The organism is Sedimentitalea sp. (genome assembly GCF_039973035.1).
In the GTDB taxonomy this organism is placed as follows: Bacteria; Pseudomonadota; Alphaproteobacteria; order Rhodobacterales; family Rhodobacteraceae; genus Sedimentitalea.
Window position 1 is genome coordinate 414419 of sequence record NZ_JBDWLR010000042.1, and the last position, 21748, is coordinate 436166.

Sequence of the window (21748 nt, forward strand, 5' to 3'; positions counted from 1 at the left end):
AGTTCGCCATGAGCGATGAGACAGCCAATCAAGGCATACCGGAACCAGAAGGTGCCGCAGAGGTCATTGATACAGAATACGAAATTGGACAGGATAACGTAGAGGGCGCTGTCGGGCCGATCGGGTTTGACATTCACAACCCGGTGTTTCTGGTCTCGGGCATGTCGATCGTCGCCTTTGTCCTTTATGCACTCGTCATGCCAGAACATTCGGCGGCGCTGTTTGGGTGGCTGCGTCCGGCGGTGACCTCGACCTTTGACTGGTTCTTTCTGGCCTCGGCTGATGTCTTTGTCCTGTTTTGCCTGTTCCTGATCGTGTCGCCCTGGGGCAGCGTTCGGCTGGGGGGAGCGGACGCACAACCTGATTATTCCTACATCGGTTGGTTCGCGATGCTGTTTGCCGCCGGTATGGGCATTGGGTTGATGTTCTATGGTGTCAGCGAACCGATGAGCCATTTCTCGACGTCCTTCGGAGGCGTCGCGTCCGAGGGCGGAGTTCGGACCGATTGGGCGCCCTTGGGCGCTGCGGCAGGTGACGAGGCGGCGTCAGTGCGGTTGGGTATGGCCGCGACGATCTTTCACTGGGGTCTGCACCCTTGGGCAATCTATGCGATCGTTGCGTTGTCGTTGGCCTTGTTCACTTACAACAAGGGCTTGCCGCTGACGATCCGGTCGGCGTTCTATCCGATCTTTGGCGAACGGGTCTGGGGCTGGACCGGCCATATCATCGATACACTGGCGGTGTTTGCCACCTTGTTCGGACTCGCGACCTCATTGGGATTTGGCGCGACACAGGCCAATGCGGGTCTGAATGAATTGTTCGGTATTCCAATCGGATCAACGACCGAGGTTGTGCTGATCACGGCGATTACGGCGGTGGCGCTGATTTCGGTGGTGCGCGGTCTGGATGGCGGCGTCAAGATCCTCTCAGAAATCAACATGGGGCTGGCATTTGTCCTGCTGATCTTTGTGCTTCTCGTGGGACCGACCGTGGCGATCCTGACGGGATTTGCCGACAGTCTCCTCGCCTATGCAGAGTATCTGCCTGCGTTGGCCAATCCTTTTGGGCGCGAGGATGTCAACTTTAGCCAAGGCTGGACGGCGTTTTACTGGGCCTGGTGGATCAGTTGGTCACCTTTTGTCGGCATGTTCATCGCCCGCGTCAGCCGGGGCCGCAGCGTGCGCGAGTTCGTGATCTGCGTGCTGCTGATCCCTAGTCTGGTCTGTGTGCTGTGGATGAGCGTTTTTGGCGGCACTGCAATTCATCAGGTCGTCGCCGACGGGTTTACGGGCGCGCAGGACGCAACGCTTGAACTCAAGCTGTTCAAGATGCTTGGCGAATTGCCTCTGGCCTCGATCACGTCATTTGTCGGGATCGTCCTTGTTGTGGTGTTTTTTGTCACGTCGTCGGATTCAGGCTCGCTGGTGATCGACACGATCACGGCAGGCGGCAAGGTCGATGCGCCGGTGCCACAGCGGGTGTTCTGGTGCATCTTTGAAGGGGCCGTAGCGATCGTGCTGCTGCTTGGCGGTGGACTGGGTGCGCTACAGGCGATGGTGATCTCAACCGGGCTGCCCTTTACTGTCGTTCTGTTGCTCATGTGCTGGGCGATCATCAAGGGTCTTGCAAGCGAACCACGCTAGAGAGACTCCTATGGTTTTGAAACGCCCCGGCCAATCAGCCGGGGCGTTTGCCCTTTTTCAGGACCGGGGTCTGAAAAAACCCAACGAGTTGCCGTCCGGATCCGTCGCATAAAAGAACCGGCCCGGCGGGATGTCGATGATGGGTGATACGACATTGCCGCCTGCGTCATTTACCCGATCCATCGTTTCTTCCAGCGTTCCGGAACTGGCCAGATGCAGTGTTGAGCCTCGGCCATCTTCGGCGGGCTTGCCGGGATAGAGATGCAGCGCGACGCCATTGTCCCGCGTCTGAAAATCCGCAATTGGATTCGGCCCGGATTCATTTCGGTTCAGGCTGCCGCCGGTCACCGCCGAATAAAAGGCAATTGCCTTATCCAGATCCGAGACCGGGATCTCGGCCCATACGAGGGCATTTTGTGGCAGGTCGCTCATGGTGTGTCCTTTCGGGTTGGAATGGATCATCGATAGCAGGGACTGTTGACAGTTTTTGTCATCAGCGCTGACGCTTGACCTCTGCGGTCAGGAACGGCATCCATTTCAGGACAGGTCAGTTGGAGAGATGGTATGGCGTTGGATACAGAATTTGTGCGTGGTCAGTTTCCGGCGTTCTCCGAACCATCACTGCAGGGTCAGGCGTTTTTCGAGAATGCGGGCGGGTCCTATACCTGTGCGCCGGTGATTGACCGACTGACGCGCTATTACACGCAGCGCAAGGTGCAGCCCTATGCGCCTTATGAGGCCAGCCGGTTGGCTGGCGAAGAGATGGACGAGGCTCGCACGCGAATAGCGGCGATTCTGGGTGTCGAGGCTGATGAACTCAGCTTTGGACCAAGTACCACACAGAACACCTATGTGTTGGCGCAGGCTTTCGGTGCGTGGATGCAACCGGGCGAAGCGATTGTCGTCACCAATCAGGACCACGAAGCCAATTCCGGCCCTTGGCGGCGGCTCGCTGATCGCGGCATTGAAGTCCGCGAGTGGCAGATCGACCCTGCGACAGGTCATCTGAACCCTGAGGATCTGGAAGATCTGCTTGATGAAACCGTACGGCTTGTTTGTTTTCCCCATTGCTCGAATGTCGTGGGCGAGATCAATCCGGTGACTGAAATCACCGCGATTGCGCATGCCGCTGGTGCGTTTGTCTGCGTCGATGGCGTTTCATACGCGCCGCACGGCTTTGCCAATGTCGGGCGTTTGGGACCGGACATCTACCTGTTTTCGGCCTACAAGACATATGGGCCGCACCAAGGGCTTATGGTTATCCGCCGGACGCTGGGCGAAATGCTGCCCAACCAGGGACATGTCTTTAACGGCGACGCATTGTACAAGCGGTTTACGCCTGCAGGTCCGGACCATGCGCAGATCGCTGCCAGTGCGGGCATGGCGGATTACGTCGATATGCTGTGTTCACATCACGGCGGCCCGACGGGCAAGCCATCCGAGCGGGGCGCATTTGTGCATGATCTTATGCGCGCTCACGAGATTGAATTGCTGCAACCACTTCTGGATGCGGTCAAGGATCGCAATGCGGTGCGTCTGATTGGTCCGTCCGATGCCGCTCTGCGCGCTCCGACCGTTACGCTTGCGCTCACACGCAATGCCGAAGAGGTCGCTGCCGAACTCGCGACACATGGGATCATGGCAGGCGGCGGAGACTTCTATGCCGGGCGTGCGCTGCAAGCGGTTGGGGTCAACATGGACGCTGGCGTGCTGCGTCTCAGCTTTACGCATTATACCTCCAAAGCGGAAATTGATCAGCTTTTGACCGCGTTGGACCGCGTTCTCTGATCCGATGTCCGGGGTGGTGCGTATCCATCCGAAAGAGGTTGTATTTTAATGAGCAGCACTTCACCCATATTGATGTGGTTCAGGCGCGATCTGCGCCTGTTCGATCACCCGGCATTCAGCGCGGCAAGCAAGACCGGGCGTCCGATCATCCCGCTTTTCATTCTGGACCCGCAGGCCAGATCGCTGGGCGCGGCGCCGCAATTTCGATTGGGCCTCAGTGTCGCGCGCCTCGCCGAGAACCTCAAACCACACGCAAGTCAATTGATCCTGCGCAGCGGTGATGCGCAGACCGTGCTGGAACAGGTGATCAAGGAGACCGGGGCAGGGGCTGTCTTTTGGTCGCGCCTCTATGATCCCGAAACCGTGGCGCGGGATACCAAGATCAAGGCAGCGCTCAGGGAGCAGGGGATCGAGGCGCAGTCGTTCGGCGGGCATCTGATGTTTGAGCCGTGGACCGTTCAGACCAAGACGGCAGGATACTACAAGGTGTTCACGCCGTACTGGAATACGGTCAAGCAACGGGACGTAGACGTGCCATTGCCCGAGCCATCGCAATTGGCGGTGCCTGATAAATGGCCAACCTCGGAAAACCTGTCTGATTGGCAGCTGGGCGCAGCGATGTACCGGGGTGCGGAGATCGTGGGCAGCCATGCGCGCGTGGGCGAGGAAGCCGCCCGCGCACGGCTCGATCAGTTCATCGAGGATGGCGTTGACCGATACACAGAACGACGCGACATTCCGGGAGTCGATGGCACCTCGGGCCTTTCTGAAAATCTGAGCCTCGGTGAGATCAGCCCGCACCAGTGCTGGCATGCCGGGCTGCGCGCGCGTCACGAAGGCAAGCCGGGGGCAGAAACCTTTCTTAAGGAGCTGGCATGGCGCGAATTTGCCTATCATCTCATGCACCATACGCCGCGTATCCTGACGACGAACTGGCGCGAAGAATGGGAGGCGTTCCCGTGGGAAACAGACCCTGATCACCCGCACGCGGTTGCCTGGAAACAAGGGCGGACAGGGATCGAGTTTGTCGATGCGGCCATGCGCGAGATGTATGTGACCGGGCGAATGCACAATCGAGGTCGGATGATCGTAGCGAGCTATCTGACCAAGCATCTCATGTGCCACTGGAAGATCGGGATGGACTGGTTTGCCGATTGCCTGATCGACTGGGACCCGGCCAGCAACGCGATGGGGTGGCAATGGGCGGCGGGCTGCGGACCGGACGCGTCGCCGTATTTCAGGGTGTTCAACCCGGTCACACAGCTGGATAAATTCGATCGGGACCGCAGCTATGCGCGACGTTGGATTGCCGAGGGGCAGGGAGAGCCGCCCAAGGACGCGCTTGCCTATTTCGACGTCGTTCCGCGCCGCTGGGGGTTGTCGCCCGATAACCCGTATCCGTCGCCGGTCGTGACGGCGGGCGAGGGCAGAAAACGGGCGCTCTCTGCCTATCAATCTCGTGACTTCTAGGCGGGCTGCGCAGAGCTCTTGCCTGAAATTTGGAGAGGAATTAACCTCTACTTCGGAAAGTGGCATGGGAAGATCGGATGATTTTGACGACAGTTGACGGGCAGCAGAACCTGCCCAGATATTTTGCACAAGCGATGGATGTCGTGCAGCAGATGGGATGTGGTCGTCTGGATATCCGCCTGGATGACGGTCGGGTGTTTCGCTCCGAGGGGCCAAAACCGGGTCCAGTCGCCGAATTGCATGTGCATCATCCTGACCTGTTTGCGCGATTGATACGCGAAGGCGATCTGGGGTTCTGCGACGCCTATCTTGAAAACTGGTGGAGCACCCCGGACCTGCAGGCCTTCATGGACCTCGTACATCTGGGCAACGATACGATCTATGACGGGTTCCCCGGCATGTCGCTGGTGCGCGCCTATGAACGGCTTCGCTTTTGGTTGCGGCGAAACCATCGGGAACAGGCTCGCAAGAACATTTCGTATCACTATGACCTCGGAAATGATTTCTATGGTTTATGGCTGGACGATACGATGACCTATTCCAGTGCCTTGTTCACAACCGGACAAGAGAGCCTCGAGACCGCGCAGATCGCAAAATATGCCAGTATGTTGGACCAGATGGGCGCGCAGCCGGGCGATCATATTCTCGAAATCGGCTGCGGCTGGGGGGGCTTTGCGGAATACGCTGCTAAAGAGCGTGGGATGCGAGTGACCGGGTTGACCATCAGTCAGGAACAATTGAAATACGCAAGGGAGCGCATTGAAAAGGCGGGGTTAAGTGATCGCGTCGAATTCAAGATGCAGGACTATCGCGACGAAACCGGCAGCTATGACGGCATCGCCAGCATCGAGATGTTCGAAGCCGTGGGCGAAAAATACTGGCCGGTGTTCTTTCAGACGGTGCGGGAGCGGCTAAAGCCGGGTCGCAATGCGACCTTACAGATCATAACCGTCGCCGATCGCCGATGGGAGGTCTATCAGCGCGGTGTCGATTTCATTCAGAAATACATCTTTCCGGGCGGGATGCTGCCAGCTCCGTCGGTCCTGCGGCAACGGATAGAAGAGGCGGGTTTGATGGTCGCGAAATCGGTTGAATTCGGACCCAGCTATGATCAAACGCTTCGCCGTTGGCACGATACTTTCAACGAGCGATGGGACGAAATTGCAAAGCTCGGCTTTGATGATCGGTTTCGGCGGATGTGGAATTTCTATCTGACATCCTGTGCTGCGGCTTTTGACAGTTCCAATGTGGACGTGACACAGATAACGGTGACACGACCTGCCTAGGACCTGAATCGCCGAATGCCAACTTCGTCACGACTCGTCGCCGCAGTCTGTCTGGCGATTCTCGCCTATATCCTGTCTCGCCAGATCATGCCGCAGATGCCCGAGGGCATGAATTTTGGAAATTTCATCTACGTGAACATGGTGCTTGGCATACTTGTGGGCTGGAAAGTCGTGGGGAGCCGCGCGGGGCGGGGCGCGACCTCTGCGATCAACAACGGGCTGACCGGGGTTGCCGCGCTCGTGTTCTGGGGGCTTTTTGTGCAGGCTTGCTATGAAATGGTGGATCAGGCGATGCACGACCGTTTTGATGGTCCGTTCGAGGCTCTTTTAGGGATACTCGAGATTGGGGCAGAGTTCGGATTGATCCTGTTGGTTCCGACCATCATTCTGACCGCCCTTGTTGGCGGGGCGCTGTCTGGGCTGGCAACTGAATTTGCATGGCGTCGTTGGCGCTGACCTCTGGAATGGATGATAAATTGGCTGATTTCTTTTTCTATGGCACGCTGCGCCACTTGCCGCTTTTGCGGATCGTGCTGGGGCGCGATGTCGCCGACCCTGCACCGGAGGCGGCGCGTCTTGCAGATCATGGCGTGTTTCAGGTTGATGAAACCCCGTTTCCGCATTTTGCTGCCGCTCCCGGTTGCGAGGCCGTCGGTATCCTCGTGCGAGGCGTAACCGAAGAAGAGACCCAGCGGCTCCGCTTCTACGAAGGCGGATTTGATTTCGACGTTCGACCGGTTTTGGTGGAACTGGAAAGCGGCGACACTGTTCGCGCCGAGGTGTTCTATCCAGACGCCGATCACGCCCCGTCAGAGCGGCGATGGTCCCTTAGCGACTGGGAGCGCGATTGGTCCGAGATCAGCGTTTGCGCGGCAGACGAGGTGATGGCGTGGTATGGGCGCAAGTCTGCGGACGAGATTGCGGTTGCCTTTCCCAGCATCCGACGCCGCGCCTCGGCGCTTGTGGCTGGCAGGAGGCGCACCCCCGATCCTGAGCGGAACCTGTCACGTGACGTGATCGTGGCGGCGCATCATCATCCTTATGCCAAGTTCTTTTCCCTCCAAGAGATCGATGTGCAGGTGCGCCAGTATGATGGCGCGATGAGCGAGGTATTGAACCGCGCGGCGATATTGGTTGGGGAGGCCGCTGTGGTTCTGCCCTATGATCCGGTGCGTGACTGCGTGATGCTGGTCGAACAGTTTCGCGCCCCCGTGTTCATGGCGGGCGACCCGGCGCCTTGGATATGGGAACCCATTGCCGGGCTGCTCGAACCCGGCGAGGCGGCGGAAACCGCCGCCCGGCGCGAGGCGCTGGAAGAGGCGGGCTTGTCGCTTGGACAACTGGAATCCGCGGGCGAGATGTATTCCAGCACCGGCTCATCGACCGAATACCTGCATCTGTTTGTCGGCTTGGCGGATCTTGGTGGCGATGTCACCGGAACCGGGGGGACCGACGAGGGCGAAGACATCCGCAGCAAGGTGATCGGATATTCCGAACTGATGCAGGGGATCGATGCGGGTCACTATAAGGATATGCCGCTTGTCACCACCGCGCTATGGCTCGCGCGACATCGCGACCGGCTGCGCACATCCCCGTAACTGAGACGCGTCAACGCTTGAGATCGGCAGACGCCGACGATAGATGGGGCGGGAACAACTTTTGAGGGCATCATGCATATCGCACGTGATCTGGCCGAGGCCGTAGGAAACACCCCGTTGATCCGGCTGCGCCGCGTCAGCGAGGAAACCGGCTGTGAAATTCTGGGCAAGGCCGAGTTCATGAACCCCGGCCAATCGGTCAAGGACCGCGCGGCGCTGTTCATCATTCGCGATGCGATCGCCAAGGGCGAATTGCAACCCGGCGGAACCATTGTCGAGGGAACGGCAGGCAACACGGGTATCGGGCTTGCGCTGGTCGGCGCGTCGATGGGCTTTAAGACGGTTATTGTGATCCCTGAAACGCAGAGCGAAGAGAAAAAGGACATGCTGCGCCTCGCGGGGGCGGAGCTGGTTCAGGTTCCTGCGGCGCCATACCGAAACCCCAACAACTTTGTTCGCTATTCCGAACGACTGGCCAAGGAACTGGCCAAGACAGAGCCTCACGGCGCGATCTGGGCGAACCAATTCGACAACGTTGCCAACCGGCAAGCGCATGTGGAAACCACGGGGCCGGAAATCTGGGCGCAGACAGAAGGCCGGGTCGACGGGTTTGTAAGTGCGGTCGGGTCGGGCGGTACGCTCGCCGGTGTCGCCGAAGCCTTGCAGCCGAAGGGCGTCAAGATCGCATTGGCCGATCCGATGGGCGCGGCTCTGTTCAGCTATTACACCACCGGAGAGCTTGCGAGCGAAGGGGGCAGCATCGCCGAGGGGATCGGGCAGGTGCGCATCACCGAGAACCTGAAAGGGTTCCAGCCCGATTTCTCGTATCAGGTATCGGATGACGAGGCGCTGCCTTACGTGTTCGATCTGCTGCGGGACGAGGGTCTGGTGATGGGCGGATCAACTGCCATCAACATCGCCGGCGCTGTGCGGCTGGCGAGTGATCTGGGACCAGGGCACACGATCGTGACGGTGCTGTGCGACTATGGCACGCGGTATCAGTCCAAACTGTTCAACCCTGCCTTCCTGAAGGACAAGAACCTACCTGTGCCTGCTTGGATGACCAGAGGGCCTGTTTCCATTCCGGGCGTGTTTGAGGACGTCTGAGATGCGGTCGCTGCGCGCAGTCCTGTTTACAGCTCTGTCACTGGCCCTGCTTTGGGTCGGAACAATCGCGAGCGCTCAGCAAATCACTGACGAACAACGTGCGTTTCACGACAGGTGGCTTACCACAGCGCAACGCGCCGAAACCGTTCTGAACACTAAACGCGCGTCCGACGCGTCGCTGGAACAGCTACGCGCGGAAATCGCCACATACCGCGACAGGTTTAACGTAAGCCGTACGCGAAACAGCGACAGGATCGAGACCCTTCAAAGCCAGCTTGAGGCGCTCGGGCCGGCACCCGAGGATGGGGCCACCGAGGTGGCGGACATTGCGCAACTGCGCCAACGTCTCACTGAACAACTCGACAATCTGCGCGTTCCACAGGTTATTTCGGAAGAAGCACACAGCCGCGCCAATGGGCTGATCAGCGAAATCGACTCGACCATCTGGGATCGTACCAAGCGAGAACTGTTGGCGCGTGGGCCCTCACCACTAAATCTGGCCCTGTGGCCCGAGGCCTACAGGGAGACTCGTTTGGCGCTGCAGCGCCTGTACCATGAGACAATAGAGAATTTCGCTATTGGATCGGTCAGGGCCCAGATGCAGGATCGGTTGCCTGCGATCATCGGCATGATGGTCATTGGTCTTATCCTACTGTTCAAGGGAAAGCGTTGGTCGGACAGGTTCGGAAATTACCTGCGGGCACTTGGCGGTGCCGGAAGCGGTGTCTGGACATTCGTGGTCTCACTGACGCGAATCCTGATCCCTTGGATGGGCGTTGTCTTCATCTCCGGCGCCCTGCAGTTCACCGGCATCCTTGGTGTTCGCGGTACGTTGCTATTGCAGCAAATACCTTATCTTGCTGCCGTGTTCCTCTATCTCGACTGGATCCGCAGGCAGATTGTCACCTATGCGGAGATCAATGATCCCGAAGGTCCTGTCGCGACAAAGGCGACACAATACAGGATCTACGTCGGCTTGCTGGCATTGTCCCTGATCCTGCAGGAACTCATTCGTCTGTTCGAACGCATCGACAATCCATCAGATGGCACACTTGCGGTTATTTCCTTTCCGCTCATTCTGGCGACGGGTCTGGTCTTGCTGCGCATGATGCGCTTGCGAAAATCAAAGGCCGATGAGACCGGCGAGCCTGATGAAGAGGGGCGCAAGGTAGGGTTCTCCAGCGTTATCAGCCTCGTGCAGCGCATCGTGTACCTGCTCGGAGTGCTGTCCCCCATTCTTGCCGCGTTCGGCTATGTTGCCGCCGCAGATGCGATTGTCTTTCCCGCTGTCGAGACGATCGCCTTATTGGCAACGCTTGTTATCCTGCATCGGTTTGCCTCCAATCTTTACGGCTGGGTATCGGGCAAGGGCGAGGCTGCCGGAGATTCTTTGCTGATCGTCGTGGTCGGTTTCCTTCTGGCTGTCCTTGCTTTGCCTGTGCTTGCGTTAATCTGGGGCGCTCGGTTCGCGGAACTGAAAGAAGTCTGGTCGACATTGATGAGCGGATACGAGGTCGGTGGCATCACGATCTCACCGACAATATTCCTCGTGTTCGCCGCGGTCTTTACCATCGGCTACACGATGACGCGATTGTTGCAGGGCGGGTTGCGCAACTCGCTCTTGCCAAAGACGCGGATGGACGCGGGCGGGCAAAACGCGGTCGTCTCGGGTGTTGGATATATCGGCATCTTCCTAACCGCGCTTCTTGCGATTGTAAGCGCCGGTATTGACCTGACCGCCCTTGGTTATGTGGCCGGTGCGCTTTCCGTCGGTATCGGGTTTGGTTTGCAGAATATCGTCTCGAACTTTGTGTCGGGGATCATCCTGCTGATTGAACGGCCGATTTCCAAAGATGACTGGATCGACGTTAACGGACAGATGGGCTATGTGCGCGACATTTCTGTTCGGTCCACGCGGATCGAAACATTTGATCGAACTGACGTTATCGTCCCGAACTCCGATCTCATCAGCGGCACGGTCACCAATTTTACCCGAGGCAATACCGTCGGACGCGTGATCGTTCCTGTGGGCGTCGCGTATGGTACCGACCCCAGAAAGGTCGAAATGATCCTGTCCGAGATTGCCAACGACCATCCCATGGTTCTGGCGCGTCCTGCGCCAAGCGTCGTGTTCCAGGGGTTTGGCGCGGATTCTCTGGATTTCGAGATCCGGGCAATTTTGCGGGATGTGAACTGGGTTCTGTCGGTCAAGTCTGACATGAACCACGAGATCGCCCGTCGGTTCGCCGAAGAAGGGATCGAGATACCGTTTGCGCAACGTGACATCTGGCTACGCAACCCCGAAGCGCTCGCCGGGGCGCCCGCGCCTGAAGGTGACCCCGCACCGCAGCCTGCGAAGCCTCCTGCGACGAAACCCGTCGAATTCACTGACGGGGATATGGGCGAGGGCGACGATTATTGACGCTTTGGGAAACGCCCGAAATCGCGAATGAGGCGGGCAGTGGGTTGCTGTTGCCCTCAACGTGATTCCATCGAAGCCCTTGACAGACTGGTGATTGGGCGGCGCGGTCGAGCAGGAACTCGATGAAAACCCTGACATTTGACGAGAGTACGTTGCACTTGGCACAACGACGAAGGGCATTGTGCTTGCCGTTGGCAGCGTGGCCCTGCCTCTACGCCGTCCGGTGGCCAACCGCATTTGGGCGTGGCAACGGGTTATCGGTCTGTAGAATAGCTGACCAAAACATAAAAATTGCAGAACGTAGCGAACGTTTTCGCGACAATACGAGCCATATTGGTGCCATCACAGAGGATCACCCGAACGTGCAGAGCTGCAATTGACGCTTGATGCACCGACGGACTGCATGATCGTTTCAGGCACGCGCGGCAGCCTGCTGGTTGTCACGCGGACCTAATGTCTAAGCGCCCCGAAGTAAGCAAGGCGCTGTGCCTGATGCTAAGTTAGCGCGGGTTGCGTGCCATAAAAGCCAGCCGCTCAAACAGATGCACGTCCTGCTCGTTCTTCAGCAGTGCGCCGTGCAGTTTGGGCAGCGCATTTGCACCGTCGCGTTTGAGGTCCTCGGCGGTCAGATCCTCGGCCAGAAGCAGTTTCAGCCAATCGAGCACTTCGGATGTTGATGGCTTTTTCTTAAGCCCTGGCTGATCGCGCAATTCATAGAATTGGGTCAGTGCCGTGGTCAGCAATTGTTCCTTGATGCCAGGGTGATGGACCTCGACAATCTTGCGCATGGTCGTCTCATCCGGAAAGCGGATATAGTGGAAAAAGCAGCGACGCAAAAAGGCGTCAGGCAGTTCTTTTTCGTTGTTCGAGGTGATGATCACAACCGGGCGTTGACGCGCGCGAATTGTCTCGCCGGTCTCGTAGACAAAGAACTCCATCTTGTCGAGTTCTTGCAGCAGGTCGTTGGGAAACTCGATGTCCGCCTTGTCGATCTCGTCGATTAGCAAAACCACCTTTTCATCGGCTTCAAAGGCCTGCCAGAGTTTGCCCTTCTTTATGTAATTGGCAACGTCATGCACGCGTTCTTCGCCTAGCTGGCTGTCGCGCAAACGGCTCACGGCATCGTATTCATACAGGCCTTGCTGTGCGCGTGTCGTTGATTTGACGTTCCACTCAATCATGTTCAACCCGAGGGCATCGGCAACTTGCCTCGCCAGTTCGGTCTTGCCTGTGCCGGGCTCGCCCTTGACCAGCAGCGGCCGCTCCAATGTGACTGCTGCGTTTACAGCGATGGTCAGGTCACTTGTCGCAACGTAACTTTCGGTGCCTTGAAATTTCATGCTTTTACAACCCTTTGGTGATAGGTCCGCGAGGGAAACCGGTTGGCCGTGCTTTTAACCCGACCCGTGCAGGATTGTGTAGTGACATTCTGAATAGTGTCAGCTAAATGCAGCCACAGTGAGGAGCCAGATGTCTAAGGAAGTATCGTTGTCAGACAGTATTGGCCAATCCGAGGGAGCTAAGATGAAGCAGGACGTTTTTCTGCCGGATGACTATCGTCCGGCCGAGGATGAGCCGTTTATGAACGACATGCAGTTGGAGTATTTCCGCCGCAAGCTGATCGAGTGGAAGCACGAGTTGTTGGCAGGGAGCCGGGATACAATCGAGGGTCTGCAGGACGGAACGCGCAATATTCCTGATGTGGCTGATCGTGCCAGCGAAGAAACCGATCGCGCACTTGAACTTCGTACACGTGACCGCCAGCGCAAGCTGGTTGCCAAGATCGACAGCGCGTTGCGCCGGGTCGAAGAGGGCGAATATGGCTATTGCGAAGTGACCGGAGAGCCTATTTCGCTAAAGCGGCTCGACGCACGGCCGATTGCAACCATGAGCCTTGAGGCGCAGGAACGGCATGAACGGCGCGAGAAAGTACATCGCGACGACTGATCGTCTGATCGGGATGCGAACGGATATGCGCCGGGGCTGTTGCTCCGGCGTTTTTTGTGGGATCTGCTCCTTATGCATCTGAAGGAACTGAACGTTACGGTTGTCGGTGCCGGGATCGGCGGGCTGGCCACAGCGCTCGCCTTGCGTCAGGCAGGGGCGCGTGTCCGGGTTCTTGAACAGGCCGCAGAACTGACCGAGATCGGCGCGGGTCTGCAGATCAGTGCCAATGGTATGGTGGTGTTGCGCGCGCTTGGGGTTGTGCCACAGCAAGGCGGCGGCCCGGGGCTGCGCGCTGAGGGCACGCTTATCAGGGACTTTCGCACTGGTCGTCGTGTCACGACAATGCCGCCGCCAGTGGCTGGCCCGACCTACTACTTTCATCGGGCCGACCTGATCGACTTGCTGCGCAGTGCAGCAGAGCGGGCGGGCGTCAGCCTGATGCTGGGTCAACAGGTTACGGCTTATGACGTGCGTGACGGGCAAGCCCTTGTCGAAACATCAGATGGGAGCGTGCATCACGCGGATCTGGTGATTGCTGCGGATGGCGGGCGCAGTCTGCTGCGCGAAACGCTTGTTGGGGCAGAGGTCCCGACTTTTACAGGGCAGGTCGCGTGGCGGGCGACGATCAGCGGACAGCAAAGCGATATGGCTCCTCGGGCTGTGCTGACCATGGGGCCGGGGCGTCACATCGTGACATACCCTGTTCGTGGCGGCACACGCACAAATATCGTTGCGGTCGAAGAGCGGACCGATTGGCGCGAGGAAGGGTGGCGGCATCAAGGCAATCCCAATGATCTGCGGGCCCGGTTCTCGGGATTTGGCGGAGAGGTGGCCGAGCAACTGGCCGCGGTGGAAACCGTCCATCTCTGGGCGTTGTTTCTGCACCCGGTTGCGCGGCGGTGGCAAGATGGGCAACTGGCGCTTGTTGGCGACGCGGCGCATCCGACGTTACCTTTCATGGCGCAGGGTGCCTGTCTGGCGTTAGAGGATGCCTGGGTGCTGTCGCAATGCCTTGCCCGTGCCAGCGACACGGCTACGGGCCTGTCAGAGTACGAAGCCACGCGAAAAAATCGGACTCAAAGTGTCGTGGCCGCTGCGTCAGAGAATGCTCGGAATTTTCACTTCAAGAGTCCGATGCGCCAGATCGCGCAACTCGGTCTGTTTGTCCTGGGCCCGAGAATCGCGCGGCGCTATGACTGGATATATGGTCACGATGTAACCCGCTGAGGCGGGATGCTAGATATCCAGATCGACCCAGACCGGAACATGATCCGAGGGCTTCTCATAGCCGCGAATTTCCTTGTCGATTTGGCAATCCGTCAAAAGATCGGCGGCCTGTGGCGTCAGCAGGATGTGGTCGATCCGAATGCCATTGTTCTTGTTCCACGCGCCAGCCTGATAATCCCAGAACGAGTATTGCTCGGGTGCCTGTGATCGTGACCGGAAGGCATCGGTAAAGCCCAGATTGACGATGCGTTGATAGGCGTTGCGGCTCTCCGGCAGGAACAGGGCGTCGTCGCGCCACGACTCTGGATGCTTGGCATCTTCGGCTTGCGGGATGATGTTATAATCGCCCGCCATCAACGCGGGTTGCTCCTGTGCCAAGAGTTCAGCGGCTCGTGTGTGGAGGCGCTCCATCCAGGCCAGCTTGTAATCGTATTTTGGACCCGGGGCAGGGTTTCCGTTGGGCAGGTACAGCCCGCAAAGTCGAATGGGTTTCTTTCCCACGACTGTGGCTTCGATCCACCTGGCCTGATCGTCGGTTTCATCGCTCGGCAACCCCCGACTCACATCTTCAAGAGGATATTTTGACAAAATCGCGACGCCGTTAAAGGATTTTTGACCATGTGTGGCGACATTGTATCCGCGGTCTTCAAAAAGTTCGCGGGGAAAGTTCTCGTCTACTGACTTGATCTCCTGCAGCAGCACGACGTCTGGCCGCGCATCATCAAGCCATGCGGGCAACGCCTGCGCGCGCGCCTTGATGCCGTTGATGTTGAATGTAGCGATTTTCATGCTGTTCCCCGGACCCGATGCGCCTCGTCGTTCTATCGCTGATGCGGGCGTGCAGGGCAAGGTCGCCAGATAGCGGCAGTGCCGACACAATTTGTGTCGGTTCGATTCGTTGGGCGATCAGATGTTCAATAAAACGATCTGATTCGGCGCGATGACGTAGGGTAAGCGCGCCGGTGCGGACACATTTTGGGCATGTGGATAACATTTTTTTAACGAATTCTGCGTCAAGCTGTTTTCCTACAGCGTCAATATGCTGGCCAAAATTTCTCATGTGGATAAGTCGCCTAGTTGCAACCTATCCAAGAAAAAGTTCTTTGATAATCTACCAATGAGTGCAAGCGTCGAGGGGCAATCAACTCCAACATCGAGGATCACTGCCATGAACACTCAACGTAAAAGCGAAGAATTTCAGAATGTTACATCCAATGGAGAGGCCGGAAGCCTGTTTGATGGCGACGGGACTGCCATGTTCTCGTCCGGTTCGGCTCCAACTTGCCAGAGCGACGCTTTTGCCGGTGATGCGACTGCCCTGTTTTCCTCTGGTTCGGCCCCTGTTGCGTCGGGCGCAACAATCACCGGCGAAGGCGTGGAAATGTTCTCGTCAGGCTCCGCTCCGGCCACATTGTCGACCGCATTGACCGGCGATCTGGTCCAGATGTTCTCCTCCGGCTCTGCTCCGGTCGCCAGCGGTGACGTGATTACCGGTGAAGGCACACAGATGTTCTCCTCTGGCTCTGCCCCTATGGCCAGTGGCGATGCGATTACCGGTGAAGGCACGCAGATGTTCTCTTCCGGTTCCGCCCCTGTTGCCAGCAGCGCCGCAGCGACTGGCGAAGGTACTCAGATGTTTTCCTCTGGCTCCGCCCCGGTTGCCAGCAGCGATGTGTCGCTTGGCGAACGTACCGAGATGTTCTCCTCGGGCAGCTAAGCCCGATCTGATCGTCTGAAGTTGGAAGCGGGGCGTTCAGAAAGACGCCATTTGAAAAGGGGAATCCCAATGTCGAATGTCATTCATCTGAACGTTCCGTCCCAGCGTCAAAGCGGTGCCGCACGGCGCGCCGCCCTGATCGCGAGTTTCGCGCAATATCGCCGCTTTGGGGATGATGTGTTCTGGCTCAAGGAAAACGCCGAGCTGTTGAACATACTGGAATGCAGCGGGTTGCGCCTGGGGGAACAGGCGCTGGCCCCGCATCAGGGTTTTTACGATCAGGTGGAAAAGCGCCTGGGGTTCTTTCCACAATACTATCGCTTTCTTCTGTCGATCTGTCTGGATCTCGAAGATCTGGGGCTGCCGGGAAACAAGGCCGAAGCGCTCGCCAACTGGGTCGCGCAGGAAGGGCTTGCCGAAGCTGAACTCTCTGATTTGCAACGGCTTGAGGCACGTCGGTTGATGATGAGGCGGGGCATCGATCCGCTCCCTTGCGACGCCGGGCTGGAAGATCGCGTGCGCAGCTTCATTGATCGTTCTGAAACCTTTGCGATGCCCAACAAGAAAGCTGCTTACGAACTGACCCACATCGTGTTCTATCTGAGCGAATATGGACGACGCGATCCACAGCTTTCATCTGCAGCGATCACGTCACTCGAATTTGCGGGCATCCTCGCCTATCTGGATCAGAACGCCGATCTGCTCGCCGAAGTCTGTGTGGCCCTGCGGTATGCAGGAAAGATACCGTCTCAAATCTGGGAAAACTGGCTTGAGCGCGAAACCCATCGTTTTGGCGTGGAAACCGGCTCACACGTGAGCACGGCAGACCACTATCACGACTATTTCGTCTGCAATTGGCTGATGGCGGTCGCTGGGCGGAATGCGTTCCATAAGGAAGCCGCCGATGACCGGATGGCCTTTCACCGCGCCGAACCGTTTGTGGGACCACTGCGCGAAATGTCGGAGTGCATGTACCGGCTCGAGGACGCCCGCAGCGCGGACTGGAACAGTATGCGAACCCATGTCGAAGAGTCGCTGACCGAAATCGGGCATGGCATCCTGTCCGAAGCACAACAGAGCAGCGCCAAGTTTGACGATTTTTTTGCAGGTTTTGCGCGCACTGGCCTGCGCGGGGTGGCGCTGTGAGGGCAGCCGCCTTCGGGGCAATCCTTGTCATCATTTACACGGCTTTGATTTCGTCTGCGGATGCGATCACCAAACTGATCGCTGGCGGTTATTCGGCACCACAGCTGTTCTGTCTTTCGGGATTGATCGTCGTCACGCTTTGCGCATTTGCCGACCGGCATCGATCACAACAACGCGGGTTCCGCACCACCTGTCCTCGCGCGATGGCGCTCCGGGCAGGGGCGACTGTTCTGGCTGCCGTGTCGTTCTTTTATGCGTTTCGCCATCTTCCTTTTGCCGAGGTCTTTCTGTTCATCGGTTTGATGCCGATACTGGCCGGTTTGATGTCTGGCCTGATCCTTGGAGAGCACGTTCGTCCGGCAGCATGGGCGGCCTTGGTCGCTGGCTTCATCGGCGTGATGTGTCTGTTTCCAACTGGGTTGGGAGCGGCGACGATGGGCCACGGATTTGCACTGGCGGCGGCGATTTTCGGCACCCTGTCAATGATTATGGCCCGCTATATCGGGCGATTCGAAGCCAACAGTCTGGCGCAGGTGTTCTATCCGAATCTGGCCATCTTTGGCGTGATGGCGCTGGCCTTGCCGTTTGTATGGCAGCCCATGCCGTTGGCCGATCTGGGCCTTGTCGTCGCTTATGCGGCGCTGCTGTTCGGCGCGCGGTGGCTACTCGTCGTGGCGCTGCGCCTGCTGGCGGCCTATGCAGTGACGCCGTTGATGAACCTGCAATTCGTCTGGATGGTCGTTCTCGGGGCGGTGTTCTTTGGCGAATTCCCGGCGCCGGGCACATATCTTGGGGTCGCCATTGTGATCGGCAGCGGCTTGTTTCTGGTCTGGGATCAATTCACACCGGCGGGAAGCCGAAGCACGATGCCAAGCCTTTCATGGCGTATTCCGAGGTTCAAGACCGACCCGTAGAGAGCTGACTTACATTGAGAAAGACGTGCCGCATCCGCACGATGCGGTTGCGTTCGGGTTCTCGATCACAAAGCGTGCGCCGATCAGTTCTTCGGTGAAATCGATCACTGCATTTTCCAGAAATGGCAGCGACACGGTATCAACGACAACCTTCTGGCCCTGACCTTCGAGAACAAGATCGTCCTCGGCCGGCGCATCCAGCGCAATTTCGTATTGAAACCCCGAGCATCCACCGCCTTCGACGGCCACGCGCAGGGCCTGACCCTGATCCGATGCACCGATTTCGGCAAGCCGGGCAAAGGCACGGTCTGTGACTTTTGGGGGCAGGTTCATCGTCGCTTACTCCGCAGCGGTTTCAATAGGCGTCTTCCTATCATATAGAAATCCCAAGGACAGGCGACAAGGATAACCGATCATGCATGCGCCCTTTGCCTCGGATCCGATGACCAGCAGGGGACGGCTGGTTGCGGAAGAGGAGAGCAGCTTTCGTTCTTGTTTTCAACGCGACCGGGACAGGATCATCCATGCCAGCGCTTTCCGGCGGCTGAAGCACAAGACACAGGTGTTTGTCGAACATGAGGGCGATTACTATCGCACCCGACTGACGCACTCGATCGAGGTTGCGCAGGTTGCGCGCACGATTTCCGGCACGCTGGGGCTGAATGCGGAGCTGACCGAGGCGGTGGCGCTGGCGCATGACCTTGGCCACACACCGTTTGGACATACGGGCGAGGACGCGCTGCATGCGTTGATGCAACCCTATGGCGGGTTTGATCATAATGCGCAGGCAATCCGCATCGTGACCAACCTTGAACGGCACTATGCGGACTTTGATGGTCTGAACCTGACCTGGGAAACCCTTGAAGGAATTGCCAAGCACAATGGCCCGGTGCCGACGCCGATCCCCTGGGCGCTGGAAGACTACAACCAGCGGCACGATCTGGAGCTTGAGACCTATGCCAGTGCTGAGGCGCAGGTGGCCGCGATCGCAGATGATGTGGCTTACAACCACCACGACCTGCACGACGGATTGCGTGCCGAGCTGTTTTCCACGGATGAGCTGGCCGAGCTGCCGATTCTCGCACAGAATTTCGCTGAGGTTGATCGCCTCTATCCGGGGTTGAACTATTATCGCCGCCGGCACGAGGCGCTGCGCCGTTTCTTTGGGGTTTTGGTCGAGGATGTCATAACCGTGGCACAGAATCGATTGGCCGCGCTGAATCCGCAGAGTGCCATGGACGTGCGGCATGCAGGACATGCGATTGTTCAGTTCTCGGATGCGATTTTTGCGGATCTCAAGATCATCCGGCAGTTCCTGTTCGAACGGATGTACCGCGCGCCCAGTGTCGTCGTCATGCGGGCCGAGGTGACGGATGTTGTGACCGATCTGTTCCCCTATTTCATGGAGCACCCGGATCAATTGCCAAAACAATGGCGCAAGGACGTTGACGAAGTTGACGGCAAGACCGCGTTGGCCCGGATCGTGTCGGATTACATCGCCGGGATGACCGATCGGTTCGCACTGCAAGAACATGCGCGGCTGTGCCGGTCTGATGATGGGACCGATCGGCGGGCCCCTCTCTAGAGACCTCCGAACCGGATCAAAACCCGGCCATGCGCCAATGTTGTACCAGAGCGGTGTGGACTTCCGGTACCTCGCGAAGATGCAGAGCATTGACCGTCCCGGCGCGCATGATACACCGCGCCAAAGCCCTGAGGATGCCAAGATGAACCTGTTTGCCGATATTCGCACACTTGTACTGCACAGCCTTGATGCCATGGTCGCGGATGGTGCGCTGCCGGATGGTCTCGATTTCAAGAATGTCGCAGTCGAGCCTCCTCGCGACGCGGCGCATGGCGATATGGCGACCAACGCCGCGATGGTGCTGGCCAAAGCCGCCCGAATGAAACCCCGTGACATCGCAGAAGTGCTTGCAGGCAAGCTGGTCGCGGATAGCCGTATCCAAGCTGCTGACGTGGCGGGGCCGGGTTTCCTGAACCTGCGTCTCGCACCGGCGGTCTGGCAGGGAGTGATCGAGGAAGTCCTGAAAACCGGAACTGATTTTGGCCGATCGGACATGGGGCAGGGCCGTAAGGTCAATGTCGAATTTGTCAGCGCAAACCCGACGGGCCCTCTGCATGTGGGCCATACACGCGGCGCGGTATTTGGCGATGCGCTTGCCAGCCTGCTGCAGTTCTCGGGCCATGACGTGACCCGCGAATATTACATCAACGATGGCGGGGCGCAGGTCGATGTGCTCGCGCGGTCTGTCTATCTGCGCTATCTCGAAGCCCTCGGGCAGGAGGTTGCGTTTGAGGACGGCACCTATCCTGGCGACTATCTCATTCCCGTGGGCGAAGAGCTGGCGCGGGAAAAGGGCGACATCTGGGTCGATCAGGCCGAGAGCTTCTGGCTGGAGACCCTGCGCGATTATGCAACCGACGCGATGATGACACTCATTCGTGAGGATCTCGCGTCTCTGGGCATCGAAATGGATGTGTTCTTTTCCGAGAAGTCGCTTTATGGCACTGGCCGGATTGAAGCCGCGATCGAGGATTTGCGCGGCAAGGGGCTGATCTATCGCGGGGTACTCGAGCCGCCAAAGGGCAAAACGCCCGAAGACTGGGAACCGCGTGAGCAAACGTTGTTCAAGTCGACCGATCACGGTGACGATGTAGACCGCCCCATCATGAAGTCTGATGGTGGCTGGACCTATTTCGCGCCTGATATCGCCTATCATTATGACAAGGTTTCCAGAGGGTTCGACGCGCTTATTGATGTGTTTGGCGCGGACCATGGTGGGTATGTCAAGCGGATGAAGGCAGCGGTATCTGCGCTGTCAAACGGCACGGTGCCACTGGATATCAAACTTGCCCAACTGGTGCGGTTGTTCAAGGATGGTGCGCCGTTCAAGATGTCCAAACGGGCCGGCAACTTCGTGACTCTGCGCGATGTGGTGGATCAGGTCGGGCCGGATGTGACCCGGTTTGTCATGCTGACGCGCAAGAACGATGCGCCGCTGGACTTTGATTTCGACAAGGTGCTGGAACAGTCGCGCGAGAACCCGGTTTTCTATGTGCAATACGCCCATGCCCGCGTGATGAGCGTGATGCGCCGTGCCGCGGAGGCCGGGATCGCGACGGATGACGCGACGCTGACGGGGGCAGACCTCGCGGTGATTGACCATGAGGCAGAGCTGAACGTCGCCAAAAAGCTCGCGGAATGGCCGCGTCTAGTTGAAATCGCCGCCCGCACGAACGAGCCGCATCGCATCGCATTCTACCTCTATGAACTCGCCGGAGACTTTCACGCGCTGTGGAACCGGGGCAACGAATTTCCCGAATTGCGGTTCATCCAAGAGGGCGATATCGCCACCAGCCAATCAAAAATGGCGCTTGCCCGTGCCGTTTCCGTTGTTATTTCCTCAGGTCTTGGTATTCTCGGCGTTACACCGGCGCAGGAGATGCGATAACAATTTCGCC

20 protein-coding genes are annotated in these 21748 nt (G+C 58.2%); 15 read left to right on the top strand and 5 right to left on the bottom strand.

The window, feature by feature from the left end:
* The first annotated feature begins 8 nt into the window (after positions 1–8).
* Positions 9–1643: a BCCT family transporter gene (locus ABJO75_RS10680; RefSeq protein ID WP_348130070.1), complete on the top strand. Its 1635-nt coding sequence runs from the start codon at positions 9–11 to the stop codon at positions 1641–1643.
* A gap of 57 nt (positions 1644–1700) precedes the next feature.
* Here ABJO75_RS10680 and ABJO75_RS10685 read toward each other — a convergent pair whose 3' ends face one another.
* Entirely contained in the window at positions 1701–2075 is a 375-nt protein-coding gene (locus ABJO75_RS10685) for a VOC family protein (RefSeq protein WP_348130073.1), read from the bottom strand.
* A gap of 132 nt (positions 2076–2207) precedes the next feature.
* Here ABJO75_RS10685 and ABJO75_RS10690 point away from each other — a divergent pair, with 132 nt between their 5' ends.
* The 7 genes from ABJO75_RS10690 (at position 2208) to ABJO75_RS10720 (ending at position 11314) form a co-directional block, all read left to right on the top strand.
* Positions 2208–3431 (top strand): aminotransferase class V-fold PLP-dependent enzyme, encoded by a 1224-nt coding sequence (locus ABJO75_RS10690; protein WP_348130076.1) that lies wholly within the window; start codon positions 2208–2210, stop codon positions 3429–3431.
* Positions 3432–3479: 48 nt separating this feature from the next.
* A complete protein-coding gene (locus ABJO75_RS10695) occupies positions 3480–4901 on the top strand; it encodes a deoxyribodipyrimidine photo-lyase (RefSeq protein WP_348130079.1) in 1422 nt (473 codons plus the stop codon).
* A 77-nt stretch (positions 4902–4978) separates the two neighbouring features.
* Complete coding sequence (locus ABJO75_RS10700) at positions 4979–6187, top strand: cyclopropane-fatty-acyl-phospholipid synthase family protein (RefSeq protein WP_348130082.1); 1209 nt, start codon at positions 4979–4981, stop codon at positions 6185–6187.
* 15 nt (positions 6188–6202) lie between these two features.
* Positions 6203–6643 carry a TrgA family protein gene (locus tag ABJO75_RS10705; protein WP_348130085.1) on the top strand — a complete coding sequence of 147 codons (441 nt, stop codon included), beginning with the start codon at positions 6203–6205 and terminating at the stop codon, positions 6641–6643.
* A 20-nt stretch (positions 6644–6663) separates the two neighbouring features.
* A complete protein-coding gene (locus tag ABJO75_RS10710) occupies positions 6664–7785 on the top strand; it encodes an NUDIX domain-containing protein (RefSeq protein WP_348130088.1) in 1122 nt (373 codons plus the stop codon).
* A 72-nt stretch (positions 7786–7857) separates the two neighbouring features.
* On the top strand, positions 7858–8892 hold the full coding sequence (locus ABJO75_RS10715; protein ID WP_348130091.1) for a cysteine synthase A: 1035 nt from the start codon (positions 7858–7860) through the stop codon (positions 8890–8892).
* A gap of 1 nt (position 8893) precedes the next feature.
* Entirely contained in the window at positions 8894–11314 is a 2421-nt protein-coding gene (locus ABJO75_RS10720) for a DUF3772 domain-containing protein (protein WP_348130093.1), read from the top strand.
* A gap of 500 nt (positions 11315–11814) precedes the next feature.
* On the opposite strand, the gene ABJO75_RS10725 is transcribed toward ABJO75_RS10720, so the two are convergent.
* Positions 11815–12654: a MoxR family ATPase gene (locus ABJO75_RS10725; RefSeq protein WP_348130096.1), complete on the bottom strand. Its 840-nt coding sequence runs from the start codon at positions 12652–12654 to the stop codon at positions 11815–11817.
* Between the two features lie 184 nt (positions 12655–12838).
* Here ABJO75_RS10725 and dksA point away from each other — a divergent pair, with 184 nt between their 5' ends.
* Positions 12839–13261, top strand: coding sequence for an RNA polymerase-binding protein DksA (gene dksA / locus ABJO75_RS10730; protein ID WP_348130099.1), 423 nt, complete (start codon positions 12839–12841; stop codon positions 13259–13261).
* Between the two features lie 72 nt (positions 13262–13333).
* Entirely contained in the window at positions 13334–14488 is a 1155-nt protein-coding gene (locus ABJO75_RS10735; RefSeq protein WP_348130102.1) for an FAD-dependent monooxygenase, read from the top strand.
* Positions 14489–14497: 9 nt separating this feature from the next.
* Here ABJO75_RS10735 and xth read toward each other — a convergent pair whose 3' ends face one another.
* On the bottom strand, positions 14498–15277 hold the full coding sequence (gene xth, locus ABJO75_RS10740; protein ID WP_348130104.1) for an exodeoxyribonuclease III: 780 nt from the start codon (positions 15275–15277) through the stop codon (positions 14498–14500).
* Positions 15210–15548 carry a hypothetical protein gene (locus tag ABJO75_RS10745; protein ID WP_348130107.1) on the bottom strand — a complete coding sequence of 113 codons (339 nt, stop codon included), beginning with the start codon at positions 15546–15548 and terminating at the stop codon, positions 15210–15212. The genes xth and ABJO75_RS10745 overlap by 68 nt, the downstream gene beginning before the upstream one ends.
* 108 nt (positions 15549–15656) lie before the next feature.
* On the opposite strand from ABJO75_RS10745, the gene ABJO75_RS10750 reads away from it, so the two are divergent.
* From ABJO75_RS10750 to ABJO75_RS10760, 3 genes are all read left to right on the top strand, one after another.
* Positions 15657–16205: a hypothetical protein gene (locus tag ABJO75_RS10750; RefSeq protein ID WP_348130110.1), complete on the top strand. Its 549-nt coding sequence runs from the start codon at positions 15657–15659 to the stop codon at positions 16203–16205.
* 69 nt (positions 16206–16274) lie between these two features.
* The gene (locus tag ABJO75_RS10755) at positions 16275–17351 is read left to right on the top strand and encodes a hypothetical protein (protein ID WP_348130112.1); all 1077 of its coding nucleotides are present in this window, start codon (positions 16275–16277) and stop codon (positions 17349–17351) included.
* Positions 17348–18265 (top strand): DMT family transporter, encoded by a 918-nt coding sequence (locus tag ABJO75_RS10760; RefSeq protein ID WP_348130115.1) that lies wholly within the window; start codon positions 17348–17350, stop codon positions 18263–18265. Before ABJO75_RS10755 ends, ABJO75_RS10760 begins: the two co-directional genes overlap by 4 nt.
* Positions 18266–18274: 9 nt before the next feature.
* Here the strand turns inward: ABJO75_RS10760 and ABJO75_RS10765 are convergent, their stop codons facing one another.
* On the bottom strand, positions 18275–18598 hold the full coding sequence (locus ABJO75_RS10765; RefSeq protein ID WP_348130118.1) for an iron-sulfur cluster assembly accessory protein: 324 nt from the start codon (positions 18596–18598) through the stop codon (positions 18275–18277).
* Positions 18599–18680: 82 nt separating this feature from the next.
* Between ABJO75_RS10765 and ABJO75_RS10770 the strand changes: the two genes are divergently transcribed.
* Positions 18681–19850, top strand: coding sequence for a deoxyguanosinetriphosphate triphosphohydrolase (locus ABJO75_RS10770; RefSeq protein WP_348130121.1), 1170 nt, complete (start codon positions 18681–18683; stop codon positions 19848–19850).
* A 142-nt stretch (positions 19851–19992) separates the two neighbouring features.
* Positions 19993–21738, top strand: coding sequence for an arginine--tRNA ligase (gene argS / locus ABJO75_RS10775; RefSeq protein WP_348130474.1), 1746 nt, complete (start codon positions 19993–19995; stop codon positions 21736–21738).
* The last annotated feature ends 10 nt before the right edge of the window (positions 21739–21748 follow it).